The organism is Micropruina sp., assembly GCF_047607385.1.
In the GTDB taxonomy this organism is placed as follows: Bacteria; Actinomycetota; Actinomycetes; order Propionibacteriales; family Propionibacteriaceae; genus Micropruina.
Genome location: NZ_JASGDE010000137.1, coordinates 1 through 16,997, shown reverse-complemented (window position 1 = coordinate 16,997; position 16,997 = coordinate 1). Strand labels below are relative to the sequence as shown.

The following is a 16,997-nucleotide window of genomic DNA, read 5'->3' as shown; positions in this document are numbered from 1 at the left end:
CATCGATGTCCGCGCCAGGTGCATGACGCGGACATCGATGGGGTGGTTGGCCGATCCGCTACTACCAGCGGATGCCGTAGCGGATGACCAGGCCGTCGGTGTTGAGGGTTCCATTGGGGCCAGTAGCGAGGTACCAGGTGGGACTTGCCGGGGTGTCCGAACCCGGGAGGGTCGCGTCGCCGTCGCCGTTGGTGTCCCCGCCGACCTCATCGTCGTAGACGCTGGTGAAGATGACCGGGTTGGCGGCGGTTCCCGTGGTGACCAGGGTCCCGTCGACCGTGAGGATGCCGCGGATCTTGAAAATGCCTCCGGCAGGAACGGTGAGGGTGGCACCCTCGGCGACCTCGAGGTTGTCCTCATCCGGCCCATCCGGCGTCCACACCACGTAGGGGAGTCCGGTCGTGGGCATCGTCCAGTCCTCCACGATCCTTCCGGAGATATCGATCGCGTTGAACCGGTTGTTGCTGCCCGTGTTGCCGGTCAGGTCCGAGGGCCGGAGCCGGGGATCGTGGATCGCGTACGCCGGTGCCTCGCTCACGCTGCCGGTGACCGTGTTCCCCGAAACCCGGATCGGGACGTCCGGGATCTCCTCCGCAGAGCCACGGGACTGGACGGAGATGGTGCCGGACGAGGTGAGCGTATTGCCGGTGATGACGATCTCGCTGGGGCCCTGGTGGTCCCACCAGACGCCCCGCCCAGCGCCGATCCCGCCGAGCGGGGCGCCGGTGTGGTGCAGGAGCGTGGAGTCGATCACGTGGAACACCGCTGCGCCGTACCCGGTGATGGACGTGCCGTAGCGGAGGTTGAGCCGGTGCGCTTTGAGTGTGGCGCCGGGTTCGGCGTGGACGAGTCCCCACTGGCCCGCAGCCGGGGTGGTCTGGCTGCCGTCCTTGTTGGTGTCGCCGCCCACGGTGTCGTCAGTGATGCTGGTGAATGAGACCGGGTTGGACGCGGTGCCGTCGACGAGCAGTGAGCCGCCGTCGCGCACATGCAGTCCCGCTGCCGGGTCGAATTTGACGATGGCACCCGCCGGCACCCGTAGCGTGGCGCCCGCGCCGATGATGACGACGCCCTTGACGTGGTAGACGGTCCCGCAGTCGGCGCGCCAGGTGACATCGCCGTCGATGGTCGGGGGCAGCAACGGATCGATCGGCCGCAGCAGATCGGAGGGGATGTCGATGCCGTTCACCACGACCACCGAGGAGGTGCAGGGGGTGGTGCCGGTGTAGGTGTAGCGAGCGTTCTTCCCAGGCGTGCTGGTGCCGTAGTGGCCGGCGACCACGACGCCGATGGTGCCCGGCTTGCCGGCGGGCGTGTTCACGGTGAGTCGGGTGCTGGAGTGAACCTTCAGGTCGCTGCCGGGCACCCCACCGAAGCGGACGTGGACGAGGTCGGTGAATCCGGTTCCGATGATGGTGACCTTGGTGCCGCCGGTCGCCGGGCCGCTCTTCGGCCAGATGCCGTGGACCTTCGGGGGAGCGATGTAGCTGAAGCGCCCCTTCGTGGTGGAGATCCCGTGAGCGGTGATGACCCGTACGTTGACGGTGCCGGCGGTGTGGGCAGGGGCGGTGACGACGAGCTTGTTCTCCGAGATGACCTCCAGGCGGGTGCCGGGTTTGTTGCCGAAGAGGACCTTGGCCACGTCGACCAAGTTCTTACCGTGGATGGTCACCGTGGTGCCGCCGCCGGCTCCCCCGGCGGTGGGCGTCACCTTGGTGATGATGGGTGCGGCCACATAGCGGTATCTGGTTTGGTTGGTGGTGGGTGAGGCGGTGCCGTCTTTGGTGGCGACGCGGACGGGGACGGTTCCCCATCCGGCGGGTGTGGTGACGGTGAGTTTCGTGTTGGAGATGATCTTGAGGTTGGTTCCCCTGTTGCCGCCGAACCATATCTTGTTGGCGCGGGCGAAGCCGGTGCCGGTGAGGGTTATCGTGGTGTTGCCGGCGACTGGTCCGCGGTTGGGTGTGACGGCGGTGAGGGTCGGGACGACGGCGGGTGGTGGGGTCGGCGCGGCGGTCGGTGGATACCGTGCCGGTGTAGGTGCGGCCGACGCCGCTGGGATGCTGGATATCGTGGTGAGCGACATGGTTGCGGCGACGATTCCGCAAATCCACGTGCGTATTCTTGGTGACTGCATTGCTGTTCCCCCGGGGTAGCGTGACGGTCCAGAAATTCTCCGGACCAGGAATTCCACGTCTGTGTGGTGTCCTTGGCTCGCAAGCTTAGTGGCTCTTCCCAGATCAAAACTACAGAATAGGAGCACTCGAGTGTGGGGTCATCGCTCTTCGTCACCATCGGGCCGCACGACCTTGACGTCGCCGAAAACCGTAGCCCCGGCGATGTTCACCGACTGATCATCCGCGCTGGCGTCGCCGACCGTGCTCGACAGGCCGGTCACCTGGTTGTTCCCCTCCCCCAGGATCGCCTGCGTCACCGGACCGCGCGTCCAACCCATGATCTGCTCCTGCCGACCGATCAAGTAGCCGACCGTGCAGTTGAGCGCGGTGGCGAAGACCCGCAGCCTCCCCAGTGATGGCTCGACCTCGCCGCGGAGGTACTTGCCCAGGCTGTCGGCGGACACACCCATCACGTCGGCCAACTCCTTGCGTGTCAACCCATTGGCGACCATCTCGGACTCGATTGCTCGTCCAAGCGCTTCTGCGTCGTTCATCACGATCTCCTATCGACGACGGCTGATTCTTCCATGACGCTCCGACAACCATCTTCAGAAGGGACGAGTCGGCCTGTAAGCCGGATTCTGTGGCCCGAAGGCCGGTGATCATCCATCTGCGACCGCCGTTGCCGGCGGCCTTCGCCCGAAGGCGTGCAACCTACCCGGACGCCTCGCGCGGGCAGCGCTCGAACGGCGTCCGCGAGCCCGTCCGAAGATGGGCCCTTCTTGGTCTTGCTCCAGGTGGGGTTTGCCGAGCCACCCCAGTCACCTGGGGTGCTGGTGGTCTCTTACACCGCCGTTTCACCCTTACCGCCGTCGCCGGCGGCGGTCTGTTCTCTGTGGCACTTTCCCGCGGGTCACCCCGGGTGGGCGTTACCCACCACCCTGCCCTGTGGAGTCCGGACTTTCCTCAGCTTGCGCCGCGATCACCCGGCCGACTCGTCCGGAGCCATCGTAGTACCGCGCATCGATCGGACGCCGCCGCGCACCACGCCATTGGATGAGCCGATCCTCATCGAAGCGTCACGCCGGTCTCATCGGCGCTCGATTCACTGGCGTCAACAGGCGGGCAGCCGGCCCGCCGTCCGACCAGAGGAGCACCTGATGTCCGACGCCACCACCCCCCAGCGCATCGGTCGCTGGGCCGTCCTGCCCATCGCGATCGGGATGGGCCTCAGCCTGAGTGCGTTCACCGCCCCCACCGCCCAGGCGGCCACCTACTACTGCAACGGCTACCAGGCCACCATCGTCGGCACCAACGGCGATGACGACATCGAGGGCACCAGCGGCCGGGACGTCATCGTCGGCTTGGCCGGCGACGACGAGATCGACGGCAACGGCGGCGACGACATCATCTGCGCCGGATCGGGCAACGACGAGGTGGACGGTGGCTCCGGCAACGACTACATCGACGGCGGCTCCGGGCACGACGAACTCGAGGGCGGTCGCGGCAACGACGAGATCCACGGTCGTTCCGGCAACGACCACCTCGAAGGCGAGAGCGGAAACGACAAGCTCTACGGCAACTCCGGCCACGATCTGGTCGAGGGTGGACCGGGCTCCGACAAGGTCAGCGGCGGTTCCGGCAACGACACCGTCAAGCAGCGCTACGCCAGCGAGCGCGAGGAGGACCGCTGGGAGGACCGCTACGGCCACGACGACTGATCGGACCTCGTCCTCTCGGGCGGTCAGCGCAGCGGCTGATCGCCCGAGAAGTCTGCCCGAGGGATCCGGCCGCGCCGCAGCGTCCAGTGAAGCCCTCGTCCCAGGCGGGCCACTACCGCCCGCTCCAGGCTGGTCGTCTGCGGCAGTCGGTCCACCTGGTAGGGCGCCTGACGGGCGAAGGTGAAGTAGACCGCGTCGTCGTCACCGTCCTGGACGTGCTCGTCGAGCGCCCAGCGTTGCTGGAACGCCGCGATGTTGGAGCCGGGCAGCGCGGCGGCGAGTTCGGGCGCCAACAGCCAGCTGTGGCACCAGAAGTCCGTCGTGGGCAGGTCGGAGAAGTGGTCGGCATAGAAGCGGGCGGCCCAGGCGAAGGAGTCGTCCACCGCCGCCGGGGTCAGCGCACCCGACCCCTCGGGACTGCGGCGCGGAATGTGCGTCGACAGCACCCATTCGTCGCCGGGCAGCCACTGCAGGTTGAACTGCAGGCGCCCCAGCCAGGCGAATCCCCCGGCCCAGACGATCCGCAGCCAGTCCTGGTTGTGCAGCCCGAACCGTCCGTAGACCAGCCGGTGCACCCAGACCTGCTGCCCCAGATCGGACAGGTTGCGCCAGGCCTCACCCTCCGGGACGCCGCGCCCGACCTGGAAGGCGACGGCCTCGGGAGCCACGACGAGCAACGCCAGCACGGACAGCCGCCCGTCGTCGCGGGCGTCGCTGCGATCCGCCCACGGGTCCGGGCCGTCCACCGCGAGCCGACCGATCCCGGCCCGCAACCGGTCCAGATATCCGGCCAGTTCGGTTCGCCACCCGCCGCCGGCCGGGAGTTCGTCCAGGAAGACCCGGAGATCGTCCAGGTCTCGCTCGTGAAACCCGAGCCGACCCGCCCGCTCCACGATCACGGCCGGATCGATTGAGCCCTCGGTACGCACCCCGTCACCCTAGGGTCTGTTGCGATCAGCCCAGCAGCTGGCTGACCGAGAAGACCGCACCGCCCGGATCGGCCAGCGTCGCCGACCGGAACGGCAGCCCCGGCACCTCGGACGGCCCGGCCAGCACCGAGCCGCCGGCGTCCGTCGCCTCGGCGACCGCAGCCTCGACGTCCGCGATCCAGAAGTCGACGTCCCAGCGGGCCGGACCGGGTCCTTCGACGCCGACGGCGACCACGTCGCGAGGCACCGGCTGGGTCGGCTCCCCGCCCACATAGCCGGGCAGCCGCCACAGGCTGCTGGTGCCGTACGACTCGCGCTGCCAGCCGAACAACTCGCCGTAGAAGCCCTCCACCGCGCCCAGATCGGGGACGACCAGCGTGCTCATCGACCAGGCGCTCGGCTCGTTGACCAGCTCGGCACCCTGCCGTCCGACCGGCTGGGTGGCGCACAGCACCGCCCCGGACGGGTCGGCCAGCACCACCAGCAAGGACGCCGGGGACAGGTCCATCGGACCGGCCAGCACGCGGCCGCCGGCACGCTCCGCGCGGCGTGCCGTCTCGGCCGCGTCGTCCACCCGGACCTCGGTGATCCAGGACGGGTGCGCGCCGTCGGACGCCTCGGCGACGGGTCCGATGCCGGCCACCTCGCGGTCGCGCAGCCGCGCCAGGGTGTAGCCGCCGCCATCCTCGAAGGTCCAGCCGAAGACGCGGCGGTAGAAGTCGGTCGCCTGCGCGACGTCCGTCGCCAGGCAGGTCACCCAGTTGGGCACGCCGTGGGGATAGCTCGATCGTTCGCTCATAGCCCCACGCTAGACCCTGTTGCTAGGTTTTTCCAAGTACTAGCTAGGATTGTACGATCAAACCGTGGCGAGACGGACCTACGACGACTCCTGCGGCATCGCCCGCGCCCTCGACCTGATCGGCGACCGGTGGACGCTGCTGGTGGTGCGCGAACTGCTGCTCGGGCCGAAGCGCTACACCGACCTGCAGACCGCACTGCGCCGGATCGCGCCGGACGTGCTGGCGCAACGGCTGCGCGACCTGGAGGCCGGCGGCCTGGCCGAGCGCACCGAACTCACCGGACCCGGCCGGGCCCGGGTCTACCGGCTCACCGACCGGGGCCGCGAGCTGCAGCCGGTGCTCGTCGCGCTGGGCCGGTTCGGCAGCCGGCTGCCGCTGCCCGAGCATCCCGAGGAGCTCACCCCGGACGCCTTCGCCGTCGCCCTGCTCACCGTGTTCCGGCCCGAGCGGGCGGCCAGGGTGTCGATCCGAGTCGGGCTGGCGCTGGGCGTGGAGCGGTTCATGGTGTCGTTGGACGACGGACGCCTGGCGATCGGACGCGAGACCGGCGACCAGCCGTCCGCCCTGATCGAGACCACCCCAGGGGTGCTCACCCGGCTGCTCTGGCACGGTCTGCCGCTGCCGGACGCCGAGGCGTCCGGAACCCTGCGGATCACCGGCGACCGTTCCGCGGCCGAGACCTTCCTGCGGGTCTTCACCACCCGGCTCGAACCGACCGCATAGCACCGCCGCCGGCAAGGAGCTGCGACCGGGTCAGACGAAGGCCCGGAAGTCGACCTTTCCGGCCACCAGGTCGGCCGCCACCAGGGTCGCGGTGATCTCGGTGCCGAGCTGCAGCCGGCGTCCACCCTTGACCCGGGCCTCGACCGCCGGATCACGCAACTGCAGCCGTCCGGCCTCGCGGTCGGGGTCGACATCGATCAGCAGGCCGGTGAACTCCTGCCCGATCCGCGGCGCCAGCACCATGGCCTCGACCAGGTCGACGATGCCGCGCTCGTACCTGCTCGACCGCCGTCCGGAGACCTCCATCTCGGTGGGCAGGTTCTCCAGCGCGGCCAGCACCCAGGCGGGCACCGGCTCGCCGGCGCAGAGTGCGACGCAGATCTCACCGGCATAGCGGTCGACGAGCCGGCGCAGCGGCGCGGTGACATGGGCGTACGGGGCAGCGATCGCAGCGTGCTCGGCGTTGGCCGGCGCACCGTCGGTGAACGCGTCGTAGCCGGCGCCGCGGAACAGCGTGGTGCAGGCGTTCAGCATCGCGGCCTGCCGGGGCACCGCGGCGTCCAGGCCCCGGACGAAGTCCGGATAGCCGACCCGGCGCGGCCAGGAGATGCCCAACCCCTGCGCGGTCCGGCGCAGCCGTTCGATGGCGTGGTCCTCGGCCGGCGGCAGGGTGCGCAGAATGCCGACGCCCGCGTCCAGCATCAGCCGCGCCGCCGCCATCCCGGTGAGCAGCGAGATCTGGGCGTTCCAGCCCTCACATGGCAAGGTGGTGCGGTAGTACAGCGTCCAGGCGCTGCCCTGCACCCGGATCTCCTGTTCGGGCACCCCGAGGTTGATCCCGCCGCGCTCGCGTTCCGACGCCTCGCGCAGCGGCCCCACCTCGGCGAGCAGGGTCAGCACCTCGTCGGCCGCGCCGGCGTCCAGCAGCCGTTGCGCCTCGTCGTAGGAGTACTTGCGCCGGCTCCGGATCCGGGCCCGGGCCACCGAGGTCGCGGTGAGCGCGCCGGCGGCGTCCAGGCTCAACTCCCAGACCAGTGCGGGACGGACCACGTCGGGCAGCAGGCTGGCGGCGTTCTCGCTGAGCAGTTCGGGGTGCAGCGGCGTCCGCCGGTTCGGGGCGTAGAGGGTCTCCACCCGCTGGTGGCATTCGGCGTCGATGGCGCCGCCGGGCGTGACGAAGGCGGCCACGTCGGCGATGGCGTAGCGAATCAGGTAGCCGGCGCCGTCCCGGGCGATGTGCAGGGCCTGGTCCAGGTCCATCGAGCCCTCCGGATCGATGGTGACGAACGGCACGTCGGTCAGGTCGCGATCGGGCATCCGGACGCCGGCCGCGGCCCGTTCGGCCTCCGCCAGCACCCGCTCGTCGAACCCGTTGGGCACCCCGAGCGCTTCGCGCAGCTGGGCGAGTCCCTGCCGCAGCGGCGCGGGCACCCGTTCCCGAAGAGCAACATGGCGGCTGGGCATCGGCGACCTCCGTTCGACGTCGGGCTCACCCTAGACGACCTCCGCACCCACCGCGTCCGGCCCAGCCCCCACTCAGCGCTCGCCTAACTATTTGGGGCTCGCTGAATTCAGCGAGCCCCAAATAGTTAGGCGAGCGCTGGATGGGACGGGAGCGCGGGATGGGTGGGGCCCAGAAACCGCGAGTCAGGACCCCGAGTTGCCCGAGCCGGACAGCGACAGCGGGCGCTTCAACACGTCCACCGAGGACCGGATGGCGGCGGTGATCGCGGTCACCGGGGCGTCGGTGCGGCCCAGCACGGCGGCCCACAGCGGCACCAGCTCGTCCTCGTAGATGTGGCCGTGACCGGCCGGGGTGTCCATGCTGGTCAGCATGTCGGTGGAGATCTGGAACCAGGTCACCAGCGGCCACCAGCGCAGCGACCCGTTGACGTCGCTGCCGGCCCGCTCGCGCATCCAGTCCGGCTCCCGCCAGGCCAGGTCGCCGGTGAACCGGCACATCGGGTCGGAGGCGTGCTGGATGTAGACCACCCGCGGCGCCTCCCACTCCCCCAGCGGACGCCCGAACGCGTCGGCGACCAGCTCGGTCGGCGTGGTGACGAACCGGATGTGCCGTCCGTTGTCGATCACCGGGGTGATCTCGGGCGAGCCGCGCATCCGGGACCGGGTCAGGTCGCGGCAGATCTCGGTGAACCCGGGGGTGCCGATCCACAGCGCCCCGTCCACCTGGGCGAGCATGTCGTCGGCGTCCACGAAGGCGCCGTGCCCGCCGTAGGAGCCCAGCGACTCGCCGCTGGTGTACACCTTGGGACGCCGCTCGGGCGGCAGGTCGGCGATGGCCTCATCGAGTGCCGCGAAGAGCGCCCGGGCACAGGCCCGCGGGGTCTCCGGATCGGCCAGGAAGACGAACGCGCTGGCCAGCTTCGAGTACTGCACCGAGACCGTCGCGCAGTCGCCGGCGGTCAGGTATTCGACGGCCTGGACGGAGAACTCGTCCACCCAGCCGCGGCCGGCGGGGGTGTCCAACACCAGGGTGCCGCGCTCCAGCGCCCCGGTGCGGCGCACCTCGGCCATCGCCAGTTCGACGGCCTCCTCGACGCCGCCGTCGCCGAGCGAGGCGTAGATCCGGATCGGTTCGACGGCCGGCCACCCGATCACCGCCGTGATGTCGTCGGCGCCCGGCCCGCAGGAGGTGAAGATCTGGCCGCGCCGGCCCAACTCGTCCCAGGACTGGACGGCGCCCGGCGAGCCGCTGCGGGTGGACAGCTGCGGCGCCCGCAGGCCGCGCGGACGCCGCCGGTCCAGCTTGTCGGCCTGCCGGGACACCCGCTCCAGGGCCTGGTTGAAGACCATCTTGTTGACCATCCGGACGACGATGATCGCCACCACCAGCGCGCCGACGATCGACAGCACCGAGGGCAGGAACAGATCCAGACCCTGAGTGACCCAGGTGGTGAACAGCGCGATGCCCCGGATCAGCAGCATCAGCACCACCATGGTGGCCAGGGCGACGGCGGTGGCGGCGATGTCGTGCCAGGCCGGCCGCTGCGGCATGCCGACCAGCCGGGCGGTCTCGCGGTGCTCGCGCACCGACCACCACCAGCCGATGGCCAGCGCGGCGGCGCCCAGCACGACCAGGATCCAGAAGCCGCCGGTCTGGTGCCAACTGACCTGCACCTCGATGCCGAGCAGCCGCATGATGGCGTCCGCGGTCATCTCCAGCAGGTAGCCGACCAGGTAGCCGGTGGCTGCGCTGAAACCGCCCACCAGCCCCTGCCACAACCACTGCCGGGGCAGCAGGCTGGGCGCGAAGGAGACCAGGAACATCGCCAGCCCCAAGACCAGGCCGACCCCTGACCAGGCGCCCACACGGACTCCTCTCACCGGTTGCGCTCACCTTAACGCCGTCCCTCGGACGCCGCTCGCAGATCGCCTGCGTACGGGCACATCGCCTGCGGTAGAACGCAGGCGATGTGCCTTTGGGCAGGCGATGTGGGGCACGGACGCCGACGCGACAGGCCCGGCTTCCCGGTTCGGAGGCCTCCGTCCGCACAACCTAGGCTGGGGCCATGAAGCCCGCCAAGGACGTGAACACCGCAGCAGTCACCACCGTCGGCCTGATCGGCGGCTGGCTGACCGCCCGGGAGACCGGGATCCGCCCGCTCGGCGGCGTCCTGCTCGGTCTCGCCGGCGGTTGGGCCTTCCGGACCTGGCAGGCCCGGCACGGCGTCGCGGCCGCCGCCGGGCTGTCGGCCCTGTACGTCGCCGCCTTCGGCGCCTCCCATCCCCTGGCCAAGAAGATCGGCGCCTGGCCGTCGGTGCTCGCGGTCACCGCCGTCGTGGCCGGCACCGCCCACCTGGTCTCGGACGCCGAGAAGTAGTCGCCCTCGCCCGGTCGAGGAACTCGACCGGAGGGCTCAGCCGGGCTGCGCGTCCGCCATCTCGGCCAGCTTCGCCACCCGCTTGGCGCGCAGCGTCCCGGGTGCGTATTTGGCCGTCCAGGAGTCGTCCTCGACCATGTCGAGCGCGTGCTGATCGGACGCCGCGGCGTCCGGCCCGGCGGACACCCGCTGCACCACCGAGCGGAAGTAGTAGTGGAAGAACAGCCGGTTGAACTCGGTGAAGTAGATGTCGGCGGTCCGCCGGTCGCCGCGGACGATGACCATGTTCTCGTCGTTCTCGGTGGTGGACGCCCGGGAGAAGTTCGCCGAGCCGGTGACCACCACCGGGTCGGGGCCGAGCGGGTCGCAGAGCAGGAATTTGTCGTGGATGAATGCCACATGGCGGTTCAGCCCGAGCTCACGGGTGGTGGTCTCGGCCACCCACCGACCCAGCGGATGGTTCAGCTCCGAGCCCCAGGCCTGGTACACGTTGCGGCTGGCGTCCAACCGGACGGTGGCCGTGCCGCGGGTCTCCAGCAGGAAGAACCGCAGCGGCCCGTCCGGGGTGCCGGCGGCCGCGGCGTCCGCGATCTCCTGCGCGATGCCGAAGGCGAAGGTGGCGCAGACCAGCGAGGTGGCGTCGCCGCCGATCAGCCGGGCGTACAGCTGCAGCGCGCCGAGATCGGGACGCGGGCTGAACACCGGGGTGATCCCGGACGCCACACCGGCCCGGTCCGCCGGTGCCGGGCTGAGCGTCGCCACGTCGGCCTTGAAGGCGGCGTTGCGGCTGCGTTTCAGTGCCGCCGAGTCGTCCCGGCGTCCGCCCGGATCAGTCGCCAGCAGTTCCCAGTAGCTGGTGAAAACCCTAGCCGTGGCCGCATCGGTGATCAGATGCCCGACATTCGACTGGCCGTGCACGCCGCCCATGGTCAGGTTGGTGGAGCCGGTCCAGACCTGCTCCGGGACGTCGGCCCGGGCCAGCACCAGGAATTTGTTGTGCGCGATCGCCGAGACCCGGGCCGTCCGCTCGACGATCGTCCCGGGCGGGAAGCCGGCGGCGGCGATCGCGGCGGCGTTGGACGTCCGCGGCCCGCCCTCGACCTCCTTGAAGTCGACCACCAGCCGGACCTCGACCCCGCGCCCCGTCGCGGCCACCAGTTCGTCCAGCACCGGACGGTAGTTGAACTCGTAGAAGGCGCCGCGCAGCGAGTCACCCGGCCCGGCGGAGCGGATCACGCCGAGCAGTACGTCGTCCAGGTCGCGGCTCAGCCAGTCGAGCGCCTCCTGGCGTCGTTGCGGCGTGGGCTGCTGGTCGGGCGGCTTGCCGCCGAACCGGCGCTGATAGGCCTGGCTGGACGCGACGCCGCGGTTGAACACCACGTCGTGGACGCCGCCGAGCAGCGGCTCGGTGCGGATCGTGATGGTGATCGGCTGGTTGCGCCGCGGCTTCGCCGGCGTGCCGCGCATCGGGTGGAAGCGGTAGGTGTAGCTGGTGTCGGGGCGCAGCGTGAAGTCGTCCCAGACCAGCGCCTGGATCGGGTGGGTGTAGGTGGACACCTCGTCGTCCGGCTGCGGATCGGGCACCAGCGAGCGGAACACCTTGAAGCCCCGCAACCACAGGAACGGCCCGCCGTCGGCGGCCCGTTCGACACAGAATCCGAGCAGCCCCTTACGGGCGAACTCGGTCGCCGTCAGCGCGAACGAGACGGTGTTGACGCCGCAGACGGCGTGGGCCCGGATACCCCGGACCGAACGGGACCGGTATCGCATATCCCAAGGTAGTGCCCCGCGGCACCGGTGATACCTGCGCCTGCCGCGGTGACGTCGTCGCGACCGCTCGTCGCCGACTGCCGACAACCCGCCAACCGCACCGTTCGGGAGATCCCGGCATCCGCCGGGATGACGAGGGGGAACACAGACGGCCAAGCCCGGGGAGGTTGACGAAGGCCACACCGTCATCCCGGGCTTGCCCCGGGATCTCCCAACGACCCACGATCACGGCCGGATGGGAGATCCCGGCATCCGCCGGGATGACGAGGAGGGTCGGACTGACGAGGAGGGTCGGACTGACGAGGAGGGCCGGGATCCGACTCCTCGGTGAGCTGCTCGGCGTCCTGGGTGTCGGAATCCGGGTCTCGATCGGACGCCGCACCCTGCGGCAGGCGGGGCGCCCGGGCCATCACAGCCCCGATTCGGCGGTGCGGACCAGGATCCGGTTGCACTCCTCGCAGCGCAGCACCTCGTCCGGCGGTGCGGCCCGGTACCGGGTCAGGTCGGACGCGTTGGCCTCCAGTTGGCAGCCGGAGCAGCGCCGGCGGACCAGCGCCGCCGCCCCGGTGCCGCTCTTGGCCCGGATCCGGTCGTACAGGTCGAGCAGTTCCCCGGGGATCTCGGCGGCGACCGCGGCCCGCTCGGTGTTCCGCTCGGCGAGTTCGGCGTCCAGGACGGCCAGCTGCTCGTCGCGGACCGCCAGCAGGGCACGCAACTCGACCTCGCCCTCGGCGCGGGCGGCGTTCACCTCGTCCCGGGTGGCGGTGGCCTGCTCGAGCTGCTCCATCAGTTCCAGTTCGACGTCCTCCAGGTCGCCGATCCGGCGCTTCAGGTGCTCGATCTCGTCCAGCAGGGCGTTCAACTGCTTGGGGTCGGTGACCGCCCCGGAGTTCACCCGCTGCTGGTCGCGTTCCAGCCGCTCCCGGACCGGCACCAGGTCGGCCTCGGCCTTGGCGACGTCGAGTTCCAGGTCGCTGACCGCGGTGTTGGCGGCGATCAACTGCTCACCCTGCCGGCGCCGCAGCTGTTGCTTCTCGGCGATCTGGGCGAGTTCGGGCAACGAGCGCCGGCGGTGCTCCAGCTGGGCGATCGCGGTGTCGATCGACTGCAGCCCCAGCAGCCTCGATTGAGCGGTGGCAGCAGCCTGCATGGAGACCTCCTGGAGTTGTGGCCTCCGACTCTACTCATGAGTCCGCCCCGACGTTGCCCTGGTTCGGCTTCATTTCCCCGGTTTGAACCAAGTGAAGGACGCCGAAGCAGGGCAACGTGCCCCCGGCGGACAGGCAACGCGCCTGCCGGGCTGCACAATCGGCGGCGGACACGGTTAGATGGGCGGCATGACGCTGCTGTACCTCGTCCGCCACGGACAGACCGAATGGAGCAAGTCCGGTCAGCACACCTCCTACACCGACATCGATCTCACCCCCGACGGCGTAGCCCAAGCCCAAGCCCTCCGACCCCGCCTCAACCCCGACGAATTCGGCCTGGTCCTCTCCAGCCCGCGCCTCCGCGCCCGCCGCACCGCCGAACTCGCCGGCTTCAGCGACTACGAAATCACCGACGACCTCCAGGAATGGAACTACGGCGATTACGAGGGCATCACCTCGGCCGACATCCGCGCCCACCACCATCCCGGCTGGCGGCTCTGGTTCAACGGCGTCCCCAACGGCGAGACCGCCGACCAGGTTCGCGAACGCCTCACCCGCGTCGTCCACCGGGTCCGCGCCAGCGGCGTCGACAAGGCCATCTGCTTCGGGCACGGCCACGCCTCCCGCGTCCTCGCCCTGTGCTGGCTCGACTTCCCGCTCATCTTCGGCCAGGCCTTCCCGGTCGAGACCGCCAGCATCTCCATCCTCGGCCGCGAGAAGGAATCCTGGGCGGTCCTGCGCTGGAACAGCTGAACCATGACCGACGACACCACCCCGTCCGACGGCCCGGATCAACTGCCGAACCGACAGACCCCGTTCTCGGAGGCGTTCAAGGAGTTCATCCCGCAGGGGTGGGCGCCGTACCCCGACGAGTTGCCGGACGCCCTGCCGGCGACCGCCTTCACCGCCGCTCGCCGGGCCGCGATCAGCACGCAGTTCCCCGGCGATCGGCTGGTGATCCCGGCCGGTGAGTTGAAGGTGCGCTCCAACGACACCGACTACCGCTACCGGCCGCATTCGGCGTTCGCCCACCTGACCGGGCTGGGCACCGACCGCGAGCCGGGCGCGGTGCTGGTGTTGGAGCCCACCGACGACGGTCACGACGCCACGCTGTACTTCAAGCCGCGGGCGCCGCGCACCGATCCGGAGTTCTACGCCGACTCCCGCTACGGCGAGATGTGGGTCGGACAACGCGAGTCGCTGGCCGAGATGGAGGCGTTGACCGGCCTGTCCTGCGCGGCGATCGGGCAACTGCCGGACGCGCTGGCCAAGAACGCCGGGAGCACCCGGGTGCTGATCGTGGCGGACGCCGACCCGGCCGTCACCGCCGCGCTGCAGGCGCAGCGGGCGTCCGTCGGGGCGGAGGCGGACGCAGCGTCCGACGAACGGCTGAGCGTGGCGCTCAGCGAGCTGCGGCTGGTCAAGGACGCCTTCGAGGCGGACGAGTTGCGGGCCGCCTGCGACGCCACCGCGGACGGTTTCGAGGCGGTGGTCGCCTCGCTGCCGGAGGCGGTGCGGCGGGGTCGCGGCGAACGCTGGGTGGAGGGCGTCTTCGGGCTGTACGCCCGGCACGCCGGCAACGCGGTCGGCTACGACACCATCGCGGCGTCCGGCGACCACGCCAACACGCTGCACTGGATCGACAACGACGGCGACCTGCGACCGGGCGACCTGCTGCTGCTGGACGCCGGGGTCGAACGGGACAGCCTGTACACCGCCGACATCACCCGCACCCTGCCGGTCTCCGGACGGTTCTCACCCGCCCAGCGGAAGGTGTACCAAGCCGTGCTGGCCGCCCAGCAGGCCGGGATCGAGGCGGCCCGTCCGGGAGCGAAGTTCTCCGACGTGCACGCGGCGGCGATCCGGGTGATCGCCGAGCACCTGCACGACTGGGGGCTGCTGCCGGTCAGCGTCGAGGAGTCGTTGGACCCGTCCACCGGCGGCCACCACCGGCGCTGGATGGTGCACGGCACGTCCCACCATCTCGGCATCGACGTGCACGACTGCGCGCAGGCCCGCAACGAGCAGTACCGCGAGGGGGTGCTGCGGCCGGGCATGGTGATCACCGTCGAGCCGGGGCTGTACTTCAAGTCCACCGACCTGCTGGTGCCGGAGGAACTGCGCGGCATCGGCGTCCGGATCGAGGACGACGTGCTGATCACCGCCGACGGCTGCGAGATCCTCTCCGCGCGACTGCCGCGCGACCCGGACGCCGTCGAGGCCTGGATGGCCGGCCTGCTCTGACCGGCCACCCGGGACGCGGACCTCAGATCGGCGCGATCGGCGCCTGACCGGTGACCTGGCTCCAGGCTCCGGTCCAGCCGTCCCAACGCCGGTCGTCCAGATCGGAACGGTCGTCGCGAGGCAGCACCCGGGTCGAGTTGGGTGCCGGCAGCCTGGTTCCGGCGACCGCTTCGGCACAGATGCCGGCGGCGCCCAGGCTGGGCAGGTCGGTCTCCACCACCAGGTCGAAGCTCCGGCGGGTGGCGTCGGCCAGCAGTTGCGGGATCACCTGATCGACGCCGAACGCGCCGGTGAGGTAGATCGGCTCGTCGCCGACCGGGATCGTCGATTCCAGCACCATCCGGTCGGCGAAGATGACGCCCTCCAGCAGTGCCCGCGCGACCTGTCCCCGGGTGGTGTTCCGGTTCATCCCGGTCATCCCGCTGCGTGCCGCGTCGAACCAGAACGGCCCTCGTTCGGCCATCACGTGCGGGACGAAGAAAGGCGCACCCTCGGCCTCCGCCGGACCCACCTGCGCGGCGGTCCGGATCAGTTCCCGGACGGCTGTCTCGGCGTCCCCGAATCCGTAGCAGCGGGCGGCGGTGGCCAGCGCGTCGCCGCCGTTGGTGACACCGTTGATCAGCCACTCCCCCGGTCGGAGCCCGCGGCGTTGCAGGGCGAGCGAGCGCCGGTCGGGCCCCTCCAGGCAGCTGTTCACCACGTGCGTGGTGCCGATGATCAGGAACGGCTGGGTGCCGGGTGCGGTGCCCAGCACGTAGGAGGCGGCCGGGGTGTCGGCGCAGCCCACGGCCACCGGCAGGTCGGTCGGGACGCCGAGCAGTTGCGCCGCGCCGGGGGTGACCGTGCCCAGGATCGAGATCGGCTCGCGCAGCGGCGGCAGCACCGCCGGGTCGATCTGCATCGCCTCCAGGGCGCCGGGAAGCCAGTCCAACCCGTCGCCGGTGGTGTCGTAGACGCCGGTGTAGGACGCCTGGGTCGGATCGATCGCCGAGGTGCCGGTCAGCAGCTGCCCGAGCCAGGTGCCGGCGAGCCCGAGCGTGGTCATCGCGGCGAAGGTCTCCGGCTCCTCCTCCTTCAGGAAGGAGTGGGCGATCGCCATGAAGGTGGACGGCGACGGACGGTTGCCCGTCGCCGCTATCTCGGCCGCCGACCGGTCGTCGCCGTGACGGCGGAAGTACCTGGTCAGCTGGGGGTTGTCCCAGGTGATGCCCAAACCGGCCGGGGTGCCCTGGCGGCCCAGCGGGATCACCGTCGGGCAGTGGGTGTCGATGCCGACCCCGGCCACGCCGGCCAGGGCGGGCCCCAGCTGACGGCAGGCGTCGTGCACCGACTGGGCCCACGCCTGGGAGTCGACCCGGCCGACCAGGCCGCGCCGGGACTCGGGATGGGTGGCGCGGGCTCGCGCCACCACTTCCCCCGAGTCGCTGACGATGATCGCTTTGGTAGCCGAGGTACCTAGGTCAAGACCGAGATAGGTGCCCATGCCGGGTCTCAGTCCAACAGCTTGGCGGCCGCGTCGACGGTGGCGCCCTCGTGCACGATCGCCTTGAGCGCACGGACCATCTTGGCGGGATCCTCGGCGCCCCAGATGTTGCGGCCGGTGGTCATCCCGGCGGCGCCGGCGTCCATCACGGCGGCGGCCTGGTTGAGCACGTCGATCGGCTGGGGTGCCGGGGCACCACCCGCGGCGACCACGATGGTCG

Annotated in this window: 14 protein-coding genes, 1 other RNA gene and 1 pseudogene; 5 read left to right on the top strand and 11 right to left on the bottom strand. The window is 70.6% G+C overall.

Annotation, left to right across the window (positions count from 1 at the left end; genetic code table 11):
• Window positions 1-61 precede the first annotated feature (61 nt).
• From QM582_RS12240 to rnpB, 3 genes are all read right to left on the bottom strand, one after another.
• Window positions 62-2,263 carry an IPT/TIG domain-containing protein gene (locus QM582_RS12240; protein ID WP_415084769.1) on the bottom strand — a complete coding sequence of 734 codons (2,202 nt, stop codon included), beginning with the start codon at window positions 2,261-2,263 and terminating at the stop codon, window positions 62-64.
• Window positions 2,264-2,275: 12 nt separating this feature from the next.
• The gene (locus QM582_RS12235; protein WP_415084767.1) at window positions 2,276-2,671 is read right to left on the bottom strand and encodes a helix-turn-helix domain-containing protein; all 396 of its coding nucleotides are present in this window, start codon (window positions 2,669-2,671) and stop codon (window positions 2,276-2,278) included.
• Between the two features lie 60 nt (window positions 2,672-2,731).
• An RNA gene (gene rnpB / locus QM582_RS12230) (RNase P RNA component class A) lies at window positions 2,732-3,115 on the bottom strand.
• A gap of 162 nt (window positions 3,116-3,277) precedes the next feature.
• Here rnpB and QM582_RS12225 point away from each other — a divergent pair.
• Window positions 3,278-3,838 carry a calcium-binding protein gene (locus QM582_RS12225; protein WP_415084765.1) on the top strand — a complete coding sequence of 187 codons (561 nt, stop codon included), beginning with the start codon at window positions 3,278-3,280 and terminating at the stop codon, window positions 3,836-3,838.
• A 23-nt stretch (window positions 3,839-3,861) separates the two neighbouring features.
• Here the strand turns inward: QM582_RS12225 and QM582_RS12220 are convergent, their stop codons facing one another.
• Window positions 3,862-4,767 carry an acyltransferase domain-containing protein gene (locus QM582_RS12220; RefSeq protein WP_415084763.1) on the bottom strand — a complete coding sequence of 302 codons (906 nt, stop codon included), beginning with the start codon at window positions 4,765-4,767 and terminating at the stop codon, window positions 3,862-3,864.
• A 25-nt stretch (window positions 4,768-4,792) separates the two neighbouring features.
• Complete coding sequence (locus tag QM582_RS12215) at window positions 4,793-5,566, bottom strand: VOC family protein (RefSeq protein WP_415084762.1); 774 nt, start codon at window positions 5,564-5,566, stop codon at window positions 4,793-4,795.
• 64 nt (window positions 5,567-5,630) lie between these two features.
• On the opposite strand from QM582_RS12215, the gene QM582_RS12210 reads away from it, so the two are divergent.
• A complete protein-coding gene (locus QM582_RS12210; protein ID WP_415084760.1) occupies window positions 5,631-6,290 on the top strand; it encodes a winged helix-turn-helix transcriptional regulator in 660 nt (219 codons plus the stop codon).
• 30 nt (window positions 6,291-6,320) lie between these two features.
• Here QM582_RS12210 and QM582_RS12205 read toward each other — a convergent pair whose 3' ends face one another.
• Together QM582_RS12205 and QM582_RS12200 are read right to left on the bottom strand one after the other, a co-directional pair.
• Entirely contained in the window at window positions 6,321-7,754 is a 1,434-nt protein-coding gene (locus QM582_RS12205) for an RNB domain-containing ribonuclease (RefSeq protein ID WP_415084758.1), read from the bottom strand.
• A gap of 183 nt (window positions 7,755-7,937) precedes the next feature.
• Window positions 7,938-9,635 (bottom strand): alpha/beta hydrolase, encoded by a 1,698-nt coding sequence (locus QM582_RS12200; protein ID WP_415084756.1) that lies wholly within the window; start codon window positions 9,633-9,635, stop codon window positions 7,938-7,940.
• Window positions 9,636-9,820: 185 nt separating this feature from the next.
• Between QM582_RS12200 and QM582_RS12195 the strand changes: the two genes are divergently transcribed.
• Window positions 9,821-10,132, top strand: coding sequence for a hypothetical protein (locus QM582_RS12195; RefSeq protein ID WP_415084754.1), 312 nt, complete (start codon window positions 9,821-9,823; stop codon window positions 10,130-10,132).
• A gap of 36 nt (window positions 10,133-10,168) precedes the next feature.
• Here the strand turns inward: QM582_RS12195 and QM582_RS12190 are convergent, their stop codons facing one another.
• Window positions 10,169-11,902: a phospholipase D-like domain-containing protein gene (locus QM582_RS12190; protein ID WP_415084753.1), complete on the bottom strand. Its 1,734-nt coding sequence runs from the start codon at window positions 11,900-11,902 to the stop codon at window positions 10,169-10,171.
• A 409-nt stretch (window positions 11,903-12,311) separates the two neighbouring features.
• Window positions 12,312-13,052 (bottom strand): zinc ribbon domain-containing protein, encoded by a 741-nt coding sequence (locus QM582_RS12185; RefSeq protein WP_415084751.1) that lies wholly within the window; start codon window positions 13,050-13,052, stop codon window positions 12,312-12,314.
• A gap of 187 nt (window positions 13,053-13,239) precedes the next feature.
• Between QM582_RS12185 and QM582_RS12180 the strand changes: the two genes are divergently transcribed.
• Entirely contained in the window at window positions 13,240-13,803 is a 564-nt protein-coding gene (locus QM582_RS12180) for a histidine phosphatase family protein (RefSeq protein WP_415084750.1), read from the top strand.
• A gap of 3 nt (window positions 13,804-13,806) precedes the next feature.
• Window positions 13,807-15,294 (top strand): aminopeptidase P family protein, encoded by a 1,488-nt coding sequence (locus QM582_RS12175; protein ID WP_415084749.1) that lies wholly within the window; start codon window positions 13,807-13,809, stop codon window positions 15,292-15,294.
• Between the two features lie 22 nt (window positions 15,295-15,316).
• Here QM582_RS12175 and QM582_RS12170 read toward each other — a convergent pair whose 3' ends face one another.
• Entirely contained in the window at window positions 15,317-16,777 is a 1,461-nt protein-coding gene (locus QM582_RS12170) for a xylulokinase (protein ID WP_415084747.1), read from the bottom strand.
• Window positions 16,778-16,785: 8 nt separating this feature from the next.
• Window positions 16,786-16,997 (bottom strand): annotated as a pseudogene (locus tag QM582_RS12165) (hypothetical protein); the annotation flags it as partial.

Excerpts from the sequence above, each read along its gene's own strand:
- QM582_RS12175 (WP_415084749.1), top strand. The coding sequence starts at position 13,807 with ATGACCGACGACACCACCCCGTCCGACGGCCCGGATCAACTGCCGAAC.
- QM582_RS12190 (WP_415084753.1), bottom strand. The coding sequence starts at position 11,902 with ATGCGATACCGGTCCCGTTCGGTCCGGGGTATCCGGGCCCACGCCGTC.
- QM582_RS12170 (WP_415084747.1), bottom strand. The coding sequence starts at position 16,777 with ATGGGCACCTATCTCGGTCTTGACCTAGGTACCTCGGCTACCAAAGCG.
- QM582_RS12180 (WP_415084750.1), top strand. The coding sequence starts at position 13,240 with ATGACGCTGCTGTACCTCGTCCGCCACGGACAGACCGAATGGAGCAAG.
- QM582_RS12205 (WP_415084758.1), bottom strand. The coding sequence starts at position 7,754 with ATGCCCAGCCGCCATGTTGCTCTTCGGGAACGGGTGCCCGCGCCGCTG.
- QM582_RS12185 (WP_415084751.1), bottom strand. The coding sequence starts at position 13,052 with ATGCAGGCTGCTGCCACCGCTCAATCGAGGCTGCTGGGGCTGCAGTCG.
- QM582_RS12215 (WP_415084762.1), bottom strand. The coding sequence starts at position 5,566 with ATGAGCGAACGATCGAGCTATCCCCACGGCGTGCCCAACTGGGTGACC.
- QM582_RS12195 (WP_415084754.1), top strand. The coding sequence starts at position 9,821 with ATGAAGCCCGCCAAGGACGTGAACACCGCAGCAGTCACCACCGTCGGC.
- QM582_RS12225 (WP_415084765.1), top strand. The coding sequence starts at position 3,278 with ATGTCCGACGCCACCACCCCCCAGCGCATCGGTCGCTGGGCCGTCCTG.
- QM582_RS12235 (WP_415084767.1), bottom strand. The coding sequence starts at position 2,671 with ATGAACGACGCAGAAGCGCTTGGACGAGCAATCGAGTCCGAGATGGTC.